Raw genomic sequence first — 12,250 nt, 5'->3', positions numbered from 1 at the left:
AGAATAATTCGGGAAAAATTATGAAAACAGACGAAACAGGCGATGATGGATATTCTATAAAAATTTATCATGAAATTATGGCCTACAGGGTGGCGGATATTCTTCTGGTATCCAGTCCCTATGATGCGTTTATTATGGAAGAAGAGGGCCGACTGTCAAACCGGATCATCAATGAATATGAAGGGCTGAATCTGTCCAATCCCCCGAAATTGACCTTTGCGTTCTCAGTCACGGAAGCCTTTGAGCAACTTGAACGCAAACAGTTTGACCTGATCCTTGCCATGCCGGGACTGACCGGAATGGACGTCCATGCCTTTGGCAGACAGATTAAGGCGCAATATTCACAGATCCCCTTTTACCCGATGTTCCACAAAACCAGTGATATTAAACAGTATGCGAATGAAAACCGGAAAGGCGTTGTTGACCGGAGCTATATCTGGGGCGGAAATGCCCACCTGTTGCTGGCCATTATAAAAAATTTTGAAGATGAGAAAAATGTGGCCTTTGATACGCAAAATGCAAAGGTCCGGGTTATTATAATGGTAGAGGATTCCCCGTATCATTACTCTTCTTTGCTGCCTCTCCTGTACAAGCACATCGTCATCCAGACCCAGTTGGTCATGGATGATTCCATTAATGAAGAGCACAGGATTTTAAAAAGAAAGGGGCGGCCCAAAATTCTGCTCGCCCACGATTATGAGCAGGCCATGGCATTGTTTGAGCGTTACAGGCCCTATGTCCTCAGCGTTTTCACGGATATGCGCTATCCCGTTAACGGGGAGGAAGACCCCCATGCCGGCCGCAAACTTTTGACCCGGATTAAATCGGAACACCCGGATCTGCCCGTGCTGATCCTGAGTACGGAGGAAAAAAATAGAAGTATTGCAGAAGCCATAGAAGCCCGGTTTATCAATAAAAAGTCAAACAACCGCCATGATCAGATCAAAAGTTTTTTTGTCACACATCTGGGATTCGGGGCGTTTGTGTTCCGCATGCCGGACAGTAGTGAAATTGCCCGGGCTTCCAATTTAAGGGAAGTTGAAAAGCTGCTGCCGGATATCCCCGACGCATCCGTGATCCACCATGCCAGGCACAATGATTTTTCCCGATGGCTGCTTGCCCGCAATGAAGTCGATTTTGCCTTAAGCCTCAAACCCTACACCATTGATGATTTTCTTGATGCATCAGAAATTAAGCGGTTTCTCATTGAACGCATCCGCTCCCGGCGCAGAGACACCCGTCAAGGGCTTGTCATTCAATTTGACCCGAAAAAATTTGACGCGGATACGGATTTCATGAAAATCGGAACCGGTTCTTTAGGCGGCAAGGCAAGGGGGCTTGCGTTCATGTCCTATCAGCTGGGCATCGACACGTCTTTAAGCCGAAAGTTCCCGGATGTTGATATCACCATCCCCCAGACCTTTGTCATTGCCACGGACGAATTCAACATGTTTGTGGAAAAGAACAAACTTTCCCGGCTTTTAGAGCAGGACAACGCGCCGGATGACACCCAGGTGGTAGCGCATTTTCTTAAAGCGGAACTGCCCGACCGGCTGAAAATAAATTTAAGGGCCTATATTCAACATGTGCATTATCCCATTGCCGTCAGATCTTCGTCCCTGTTTGAGGACTCCCATGACCAACCCTTTGCAGGGCTTTATAAAACCTATATGCTGCCCAATACCGATACAAGCACTGAAAAACGCCTGGAACACCTGATCACGGCCGTAAAGCTGGTATATGCCTCAACCTATCTGAAAGCCCCGAGATCCTATGCCCGCTCCACCATGCACCGAACCCAGGACGAAGCGATGGCCGTGGTACTCCAGGAGATCACCGGTACCCGGCACAAAAACTATTTTTATCCTTCTATTTCAGGGGTGGCCAAGTCCTATAATTTTTATCCCATTGCCCATCTCAAAGCGGAAGAGGGCATTTCTTACATTGCGCTGGGGCTTGGAAAAATTGTCGTGGACGGCGGAAAAACCCTTCGCTTCTGCCCGAAATATCCACAATTTTTACCCCAGTTCTCCATGATTGATGATATCATGGAAAATTCACAAAAATATTTCTACGCCCTGAAAATGGACGGATTACCGAGCCCTGAAAAGTTTTTCGGCATTGGTGAAGATCCCAGTCTGGCCAAACTTGACATTGCCGATGCCAAGGACCATCCAGCCGTCCGGGTGCTTTGCTCTACCTTTAATATGCAGGATGACCGTATCCGAGACCGGTTTTCCGACAAGGATTTTCCCGTGCTCACCTTTGCCGGCATTCTCAAATACAACAGCTTTCCCCTGGCAGATATCCTGGCCGAAGCCACAGCCTTAGGGGCCCGTTGGATGGGCACATCCGTTGAAATGGAATTTGCCGTGGACCTGCCCGTTGAAGGTGTCCGGTCACGGCCGCGCTTCTCCCTGCTGCAGATCCGGCCCATGGGCCAATATAAACAGAACCTCGGCGTTACAATTACGGAAAAGGATATTAAAAACGCATTCTGCCATTCCACCCTTTCCCTTGGCAACGGCGAATACAATGATATCCGGGATATCGTGTATGTGGAGCCCAAAACATTTGAACCGAATAAAATGCCGTTGGTGGCAGGGGAAATTAACAAAATGAATGCCATGTTCAATGATACCGGAACAAAATATATGCTCATCGGACCCGGGCGCTGGGGATCTTCGGAGCGCTGGCTGGGTATTCCCGTGGTATGGAACGATATTTCCAACGTGGGATGCATGGTGGAGACCACGATTGAAAGCATCAAGGCGGATTTTTCCCAGGGATCTCATTTTTTTCAGAACATCACATCCCTTGGCATTCCCTATATAACCGTACAGGACAAGGGTAATGATTTTATTGATTATGATTTTCTCTCCAGCCGGGAACCTGCCACGACCACCCGGTATTTGAAACACATCCGGTTTGACAGGCCTATAAGAATTCTTGTGGATGGAACAACCTCCCAAGCCGTAATCATGGAGAGCCCTGACGAATCCGGAACACCGATTATGGCTGACATTCCGGTAATAACATGAAAATCCTCATTGTAGATGACGAAGAAATCTCCAGAACCATTCTGCTCTCAAAAATGGCGCATATAGGTACCTGTGTGGCCGTGAACAGCGCCAAAACCGCCTTGGCAGAACTTGACAAGGCACAGGCGGAAAAACACCCATTTGATATCATCACCCTTGATGTATCCATGCCCGGCATGAGCGGCCAGGAACTTCTTGAACACATCCGGAAAAAAGAGGCACTGAACAAAATTCCCCAAAATGACCGGGTAAAAATTCTAATGGTAACCGCCCGGATGAATTTGAGCACAATCAATGCCTGCATCAAACGCGGGTGCAACGGTTATCTCACAAAACCGGTGAGCCGGATCCAGTTGATCCAAAGTTTATCTCAAATGGGCTTTGAGTCTGCCATCCCAGAAAAAAACGACCAAGAAGGCATATCTTACAGTGCCGGTGTGGCTGAAATTATCAAACGATTTTACTCCGGCAAAATCATACTGCCGGTGTTTCCGAGCATTGTCAAAGAGATAGAGGCGTTATTGGCCGGCAAAGACCCTTGTATTGATGACCTGGCAAGAATTGTGGAAAAAGATCTGGTGATCTCAGGCAAGCTTGTCACCATTGCCAACTCCTCGCTTTACAAGGGCCTGGACCATATAAACAGCCTTCATGGTGCGCTGGTGAGACTTGGCCTTAAACACACCCTGGGCATATGTTCAGCCCTTGCAACAAGAAACCTTTTTGATTCAGAAAATAAAACGCTTAAAACCGAAATGGACAGATTATGGGTTCACTCTTTTGCCGTGGCCACCCTGGCAAGACGCCTGGCCGAAGAAAAAGGGTTTGAGAACCTGGAAACTATTTTTCTGATGGGCCTGGTCCATGATATCGGCAAAATGCTTTTGATGAAGGTATTTGTGGATATGTATCCGGATATCTGTATCAGTGATAGGGAGCTGCAGCTTGTTATTCACGAAATCCACACCACCTTTGGCGGCGTCCTGCTTAAAAAAATGCACTTTTCCAAACAGTTCATAAAAATTGCCGAATTTCACCACTGGGAGCAATTTGAAGAAGAGACGGACAAGGAACTGCTTGTGGTCAGTCTTGCCGATTTCCTGGCCAGGGAAATGGGGTTCGGCTTTTTTTTAAAAAAGAATGAAAACGATACTAAATTTGAAGAAGGCGATCTTTATCTGGAAATCAACGATGAATTTGAGTTGGATCACGATAAAATCATGGCGAACCTGTCCGGCCTGTCTGCGCTGAACATTCTGGGCCTGGATCCTGAAACAGTTTTTTCAATCATTGAGCAGATCCATCCCATGATCAAGGAGACCTCCCGTACCTTCTGATGCTCGTTCAAATGCATCAGATGTCCTATTTATATGAAAACCCAGCCACCGAAATCATTTCGGTGGCTGGGCTTGAGAACGTCAGTTGATTGACTTAAGCGTTATGCTTAAGCATTATCAACAATCTGGTTCAGTGTTGCGCTAGGTCTCATTGCAGCAGTTGTCTTATCGAAATCGATTACGTAGTAACCACCGATTTCAACAGGGCTTCCCTGTGCAGCCAAAAGCTCATCATTGATTTTTTGCTCGTTTTCTTCCATGGCTGCAGCAACTTTTGCAAATCTTTCTTTCAAGGCTGCATCGTCATCTTGTGCGGCAAGGGCCTGTGCCCAGTACATTGCCAGATAGAAATGGCTGCCTCTGTTGTCAATTTCATTTACTTTACGAGACGGATTCTTTCTTTCTTCCAGGAACTTGGTATTGGCTTCGCCCAATGCCTTGGCATAGACTTTAGCCTTAGCATTGCCTTTGTTTCCAATATATTCCAGAGATTCGGCAAATGCCAGGAATTCACCCAGAGAATCCCATCTTAAATGACCTTCTTCCAGGAATTGCTGGATGTGTTTCGGGGCAGATCCGCCGGCGCCGGTTTCAAAAAGTCCACCACCTGCCATCAAAGGAACGATGGAAAGCATTTTTGCACTGGTGCCAAGCTCAAGAATGGGGAACAAGTCTGTCAGATAATCCCTTAAAACGTTACCAGTGACAGCAATGGTGTCCTTGCCTTTTCTTATAAGTTCGCAAGAATAAGTACACGCTTCAGTGGGTGCCATAATATTAATTTCCAAACCGGAGGTGTCATGATTCGGCAGGTATTTTTCGACTTTTTTAATCAGTTCAGCATCGTGGGCTCTGTTGCTGTCCAGCCAGAAAACAACCGGTAAACCGGTCAGTCGGCCACGATTAACAGCCAGTTTGACCCAGTCCTGAATGGGGGCATCTTTCACCTGGCACATTCTGAAAACATCGCCTTCTTCAACAGCCTGCTCAAGCAGAACGTTGCCGGCAGTATCCACAACTTTAACGGTTCCGGCAGCCGGTACTTCAAATGTTTTGTCATGTGAGCCGTATTCTTCGGCTTTCTTTGCCATCAAACCAACGTTTTGTACGGTTCCCATGGTTGAAGGATCAAAGGCGCCGTTTTTCTTGCAGTCCTCAATGGCTGCCTGGAAAACACCGGCATAAGCTCTGTCAGGTATCATGGCGACGGTATCAGCAAGTTCGCCATCCGGACCCCACATTTTTCCGCCATTACGGATCATTGCAGGCATGGAAGCATCAATGATCACATCACTTGACACATGCAGGTTGGTAATGCCTTTATCGGAATTTACCATTGCCAGAGGCGGTCTTTTTTCGTAGCAAGCCTGGATATCCGCTTCAATTTCAGCTTTCTTGTCTGCGGGCAAGGTTTCAATTCTGGCGTAAAGATCACCAAGACCCATGTTCGGATTCACACCGATTTCTTTGAACGTGTCGGCATGTTTGTCAAAAACATCCTGGAAGAACACATAAACAATATGTCCGAAAAAGATCGGGTCAGACACTTTCATCATGGTTGCTTTAAGATGGGCTGACAGCAGAACCCCCCGATCTTTGGCTTCTTGAATCGATTTGGCAACATATTCACGCAACTCTTTTTTGCTCATCACGCATGCATCAATAACTTCATCAGCTTCCAGTGCAAGCTTTTCTTTGAGAACCGTTGTTGATCCGTCTGCACCAGCCAGTTCGATTTTAACATCACATGCGTTTTCAACAGTTGTTGCAACTTCACTGCCGTAATAGTCGCCTTTGGTCATGGAAGCAACGTCGGTTTTGGAGTCAGCAGACCAGGCACCCATGCTATGGGGGTTTTTCTTGGCAAACTCTTTAACCGCGACAGCGGATCTACGATCGGAGTTTCCTTCCCTTAAGACAGGGTTAACCGCAGAGCCCAGATTTTTTGAATACTGTTCTTTGATGGCCGCTTCTTCGTCGTTTTTGGGTTCATCAGGATAATCGGGAACATCATATCCTGCGTCCTGTAATTCTTTGATGGCGCCTTTCAATTGAGGAACGGAAGCACTGATATTCGGAAGTTTGATAATATTTCCGTCCGGGGATAGGGCAAGCTCGCCCAAAAATGCCAGATCATCGGAGTGCTTTTGATCATCTTTCAGGCGGTCAGACCAGTTCGCTGCGACTCTGCCCGCCAGAGAGATATCTCTGAGTTCGATTTCAATATCGGATCCTTTAAGATACGATTGAATAATGGGAAGCAAAGAATGCGTTGCTAATAAAGGGGCTTCATCAGTTCTTGTCCATCTAATTGTTTCAGTCATGTTGATTCCTCTGTTGAAGTTTAGGTTTAAGACATCTAACACTATTATGTTAAGATAAAAGCCCGATCAAATAATTCATTTTGAACTTAAGGGCCTCCATCTTGCAAACACAAACGTCGAATTTACCGGCCATGTGCAGTTTACCCTTAACATACAAACAATACTAAAGTTTTAATGGTCTGAATCAGTTTGGTATTAAACAAAGAACAAACCAAAACTTTAATAACATTCAACAAGATGCAAATCAAGACTGTTGTAAAAATTACTTCAAAATTTTGTATACAACACAAAGTTAGCATGTTAAGAGACTATATAGCCCTATTCGTGGTGATATGGGTGCTGGGTGCTGGGTACTGGGTACTGGGTGCTGGGAAATGGGAAATTCTTATACTCTGGACATAATAAGAAAGGACGGTGAAAAATGAAAATAGTTGTTCTTGATGGACACACCTTAAACCCTGGAGATCTCAGCTGGGAAAAATTTTCGGAAATTGGTGATCTGCAGGTTTACGACAGGACAGCCCCCGAAGAGATCCTGGAACGAACGACTGACGCAAATATTGTGTTGACAAACAAAACCGTGCTGACAGCTGAAAACATTGCAGCAATGAACAAGGTTGAGTATATCGGGGTTTTGGCAACAGGGGTGAATGTGGTCGACCTTGAATACACAAAAACAACCGGTATTACGGTTACCAACGTTCCCGGCTATTCCGGTTCTTCGTCAGCGCAAATGGTTTTTGCCCTGATCCTGGAATTGACAAACAGGGTGGGACACCACAGCCAGACGGTAACGGACGGAAAATGGTCGGAATCAAAAGATTTCTGCTATTGGGATTATCCTTTGGTGGAATTGGAAGGCATTACGTTAGGCATTGTCGGTTATGGGGGTATCGGTAAAGCCGTGGCGCGAATCGCTTTGGCCTTCGGGATGAATATTCTGATCTACAACCGTTCTGTTCCCCCGGATCTTCCCGAAGGCATCACCTATTCGGATCTGGATAATTTGATCCAACGCAGCGATATCATATCTCTGCATTGTCCGTTGACACCCCAGACAAAGGGAATGATTAATAAGGACACCCTGGCCCAAATGAAACAAACGGCCTATTTAATCAACACCTCCCGGGGACCGCTGATTGTGGAAAACGATCTGGCGGATGCATTAAATGAAGGTCGGATTGCCGGGGCCGCAATGGATGTCCTTGAGAAAGAACCCCCGGAGAAGTCCTGCCCGTTGCTGACGGCTGAAAATTGCTACATTACGCCTCATTTTGCCTGGGCAACCCTTGCATCACGGCAAAGGCTGATGTCTATAGCCGTTGAAAACATAAAAAGCTACCTGGCAGGAAACCCTCAAAATGTCGTGCCCAGAAAATAACTCCCTGTTTTTTTGTTTTTACCCGTATTCTTCGTTGCGCCTCAGGACATAATATTTAAATATTCTCCCTGAGGCGCGCTTCAAATATGAATAAAAATTCGCCGCAAAATCTATCGCATTCGATCGGGATAGTATTAAAAACCGATTTCATATTGACAGAACATAAGTTTGTAAATAAGTATCACTCACCTTATTTCCTGAGGAATAATTGACAAATTCAACGGAGTGAAAGCATGACCCAACTCAAAGAGATCACAGCAACCATTGACAATTACATCAAAAGCGGGATCAAAAGTCTCAACGAGGACCGGGCAAAAAAAATTTTCAAACAAATAGGACTGCCCGTTGTACAGGAAATACGGCTGGAATCCATTGAAGATATCCATGGGGCGGCTCAAACCGTGGGGTATCCTGTTGTGCTGAAGGGTCTTGCAAAGCAGATGCTGCATAAAACCGAAGCCGGCATGGTGGAAGTCGGCATCACCAGTGAGGTGCGTTTAAAGGAAGCGGCGCAAAGGATGAAGGCCCGGGCCGGGAAAAATTTTGAAGCCTTTCTGGTCCAGCCCCGGATTCAGGGTCAAAGGGAATTTACCGCCGGCATGTTTAAGGACCCCCAGTTTGGCCCGGTGATCATGTTCGGGGTGGGCGGTGTACTCACCGAAGCGTTGAAGGATATGGTTTTGCGGCTTGCCCCATTGTCTGATGCAGACCTTGATGACATGCTGGACAACCTGAAAGCCAAGGCCCTTCTGGGGGCATTCAGGGGAGAGGCGGCTGTAAACCGCACTGAACTTAAATCCGTACTCCAGGGGCTGTCTGATCTGGCCATGGCCTGCCCGGAAATCCGCGAAATCGACATCAACCCTTTGATTATCAGCCCGGACGGCTCACCCGTGGCCGTTGACGGACTGATGATTCTTGAAACCCCCGGAAGCTGTGACACCCATGTGCATCAAAAGATTGACTTAAACGACTTATACGCCACTTTTTATCCAAAAACCATTGCATTCGTGGGGGCCTCTGCAGTCCCGGGTAAATGGGGTCATATCCTGCCTACAAACGCCTATGCCGGAGGGTTCAAAGGTGACATTTTTCTGATCAATCCCAAGGGCGGCAAGATTATGGGCCGGGATGTTTACAAAACCATTGATGACATAGAAGGCAATGTGGATCTGGCTGTGGTAACCATACCGGCACGCCGGGTATTGGACCTGATCCCTGCCCTGAAAAAAAAGCATGTCAAAGGCATGGTGCTGATCACCAGCGGGTTCAGGGAAGTGGGAGACCAGGGCAGACAGCTTGAGGATGAGGTTATGGCCGCAGCCGGCAAAGCCGGTATCCTGGTCATCGGCCCCAACACCATGGGCATGTGCAATCCCCATGCATCGCTTTATTTTTCCGGCGCAAATACCTTTCCGCTTCCCGGCTCCACCACCCTTGTGTCCCAGTCGGGTAATCTGGGCACCCAGCTTCTCTCCTTTGCCGAACAGCAGGGCATCGGCATCCGGGGATTTGTAGGCTCAGGCAACGAAGCCATGATCACCATTGAAGATTACATGCAGGCCCTTGAACGTGATGACCTAACCCGTACCGTGGTCCTGTATATTGAAAGCGTGAAAGACGGGCGCCGGTTTTTTGAATCCGCCGGCCGGCTGTCAAAAATAAAACCCGTGGTGGTGCTCAAGGGCGGAAGAACCCAAGTAGGGGAAAAGGCGGCCTCCAGCCATACCGGTGCCATGGCCTCGGATGCAGGGGTGTTTAATGCGGCCTGCGCCCAGGCCGGAATGATCCAGGTGGAGCAACCCATGGAACTTTTAGATATGGCCACCGTATTTTCATCTTTGCCCATGCCCACAGGACGGCGTGTGGCCATCATGACCCTGGGCGGGGGATGGGGCGTGGTCACCACCGACCTTTGTGCCGAATACGGACTTGAAGTACCCAAACTGTCCCCGGAAATCATTGAACGGCTTGGCAACTGCCTGCCGGACTATTGGAGTCATGACAACCCCGTGGATATTGTGGGCGAAGGAGACCCGAAAATACCCAGAATCTGCTTGGAGGAACTTTTAAAATGGGATGGGTGCGATGCGGTCATTCACCTGGGCATCCACGGCAGACGCATCCTGGTTAATGCCATGGCAAACGCTGTACTGAAAACAGATCCGGCTATAACAAAGGAAACCGCAGATATGTTTATGGCAGGCAGTCTCAAGGAAGAGGCGGATTACACCCGATTTACCGTTAAAATGACACAAAAATACAACAAGCCGGTTGTTGGGGTCAGCCTTTTAACCGATGAATTGAGCCGCACCCTTTACCGCTATGATGATCTGGACTATAAAGGGGTATTTTTCCCGTCGCCGGAACGTGCCGTCAAGGCACTGGCCGGAATGATCCGGTATAGAACATGGCTTGATTCGGGAAAATAGAATAATAAACTTAAACTCAGGAGAAATTCATGAGCAAAAAAATAACCACTTCCAGCCTGATGAAAATGAAACAAGAGGGCAAAAAAATCACCGCCCTCACTGCCTATGACTATCCCTTTGCCGCCATGGTGGACCGTGCCGGAATTGATCTTATCCTTGTGGGCGATTCCGTTGCCATGACGGTCCAGGGCCGTGACACCACCCTGCCCGTGACCATGGATGAGATGATTTATCATACAAAACTTGTGACCCGGGCCTGCACAAGATCCCTGGTGGTGGGTGATATGCCCTTCATGTCCTACCAGAGCAGTCTGGATAAGGCCGTTGAAAACGCCGGGCGGTTTTTAAAGGAAGCCGATGCCACCGCTGTAAAACTTGAAGGCGGTGCTGCTGTATGTCCTGCCATTTCAGCCATGACAAAGGCGGGGATACCTGTCCAGGCCCACATTGGCCTGACCCCCCAGTCCGTACATCAGATGGGGGGATTCAAGGTGCAGCGGGATGAAGAGCGTCTGCTCAAAGACGCCAGGGACGTTGAGGCAGCCGGGGCGTTTTCCGTGGTTCTGGAAGGTATTCCCTCTGCCATTGCTGAAAAAATTACCCAGACCCTGTCCATTCCCACCATCGGCATCGGCGCCGGTCCCTTATGCGACGGCCAGATCCTGGTGTTCCACGACATGCTGGGGATCAATGACGGGTTCATGCCCAAGTTCGTGAAAAAGTACGTGAACATCGCTGCGCTGGCTGCCCAGGGGCTCAATGAATATATTAAAGAGGTTCAGGAGGGCCGTTTTCCCTCCCCTGAACATGAATACAAATAAGAATGATGAATACGCCCAAACGTAAATTTTCCGTGATCGGCTGTGGACGGGTGGGTATCTGTCTGGCCGCATTCCTCTTTAAAAGAGGGTATGAACCTGCAGGTTTTTTCAGCAGGCGCAGGACGTCGGCCCAGGCCGCCAGAACAGCTGCCGGGTGCGGCAGGGTGTTTGATACGGCTGTTGACTGTGCCCGGGCCGGGGATATTGTGTTTATCACCACCCCTGACGGCATAATAGAACGTATCTGCGGTGATCTTGCCCAGCAAAACGCCCTGGGACCGGAAACCATGGTTTTTCACATGTCAGGGGCCCATTCTTCAGAAATTCTTACCCAGGCAAAACAGGCCGGGGCAGTTGTGGGCTCCATTCATCCCCTGCAGTCCTTTACCCTTTATGAACCGGGACAGGCAAGCCCCTTTGAAGGAATCAACATATCTGTTGAAGGGGACCCCGATGCCGTTTCCCAGGGCAAGGACATTGCTGCAGCCCTTGGTGCTCAGGCCTTTGCCATCCCAACGGAATCCAAAACCCTTTACCATGCCTCGGCTGTGGTTGCGTCCAACTACCTTGTAACCCTGGTGCGGTTTGCCCTGACTCTTTTAATGGAAACAGGGCTTCGGGAAGATGTGGCATTTGAAATTCTTTCGCCTTTGATCCAGGGCACCCTTTCCAATATCAGCGCCAAGGGTTGCACCCGTGCCCTGACAGGCCCTGTGGTTCGGGGGGATCATGAAACAGTGTCCCGGCACATAGTTGACATTGACGAAAAAACACCTGAATTTTCAAACCTTTACCGCCTGCTGGGGGCTCATACCCTGGATATTGCCAAAGCCGGGCAAGGACTGTCTGAAGAAGCGGAACAAATATTATCCAAACTTTTTAACATGTAAAACGATCGTTCCATCTTATTTTTA

General features: G+C 48.2%; 7 protein-coding genes. 6 read left to right on the top strand and 1 reads right to left on the bottom strand.

The annotated features are described in order from the left end of the window. Window positions 1–20: 20 nt before the first annotated feature. Both HXW94_RS01415 and HXW94_RS01410 read left to right on the top strand, forming a co-directional pair. Window positions 21–3,041, top strand: a complete 3,021-nt coding sequence (locus tag HXW94_RS01415) for a PEP/pyruvate-binding domain-containing protein (RefSeq protein ID WP_178365118.1) — start codon at window positions 21–23, stop codon at window positions 3,039–3,041. Continuing rightward, window positions 3,038–4,378, top strand: a complete 1,341-nt coding sequence (locus HXW94_RS01410) for an HDOD domain-containing protein (RefSeq protein ID WP_178365117.1) — start codon at window positions 3,038–3,040, stop codon at window positions 4,376–4,378. Before HXW94_RS01415 ends, HXW94_RS01410 begins: the two co-directional genes overlap by 4 nt. A gap of 107 nt (window positions 4,379–4,485) precedes the next feature. Here the strand turns inward: HXW94_RS01410 and HXW94_RS01405 are convergent, their stop codons facing one another. Then, window positions 4,486–6,702: an NADP-dependent isocitrate dehydrogenase gene (locus HXW94_RS01405; RefSeq protein ID WP_178365116.1), complete on the bottom strand. Its 2,217-nt coding sequence runs from the start codon at window positions 6,700–6,702 to the stop codon at window positions 4,486–4,488. Between the two features lie 421 nt (window positions 6,703–7,123). Between HXW94_RS01405 and HXW94_RS01400 the strand changes: the two genes are divergently transcribed. The 4 genes from HXW94_RS01400 (at window position 7,124) to HXW94_RS01385 (ending at window position 12,226) form a co-directional block, all read left to right on the top strand. Continuing rightward, window positions 7,124–8,083, top strand: coding sequence for a D-2-hydroxyacid dehydrogenase (locus HXW94_RS01400; protein ID WP_178365115.1), 960 nt, complete (start codon window positions 7,124–7,126; stop codon window positions 8,081–8,083). 233 nt (window positions 8,084–8,316) lie between these two features. Continuing rightward, entirely contained in the window at window positions 8,317–10,515 is a 2,199-nt protein-coding gene (locus HXW94_RS01395) for an acetate--CoA ligase family protein (protein WP_178365114.1), read from the top strand. Window positions 10,516–10,544: 29 nt separating this feature from the next. Beyond that, complete coding sequence (panB, locus tag HXW94_RS01390) at window positions 10,545–11,336, top strand: 3-methyl-2-oxobutanoate hydroxymethyltransferase (protein ID WP_178365113.1); 792 nt, start codon at window positions 10,545–10,547, stop codon at window positions 11,334–11,336. A gap of 2 nt (window positions 11,337–11,338) precedes the next feature. After that, on the top strand, window positions 11,339–12,226 hold the full coding sequence (locus HXW94_RS01385; protein ID WP_246293686.1) for a Rossmann-like and DUF2520 domain-containing protein: 888 nt from the start codon (window positions 11,339–11,341) through the stop codon (window positions 12,224–12,226). Window positions 12,227–12,250 lie beyond the last annotated feature (24 nt).

It is taken from the genome of Desulfobacter latus (assembly GCF_013389365.1).
GTDB lineage: Bacteria > Desulfobacterota > Desulfobacteria > Desulfobacterales > Desulfobacteraceae > Desulfobacter > Desulfobacter latus.
This window is presented reverse-complemented; position numbering and strand designations above follow the sequence as displayed.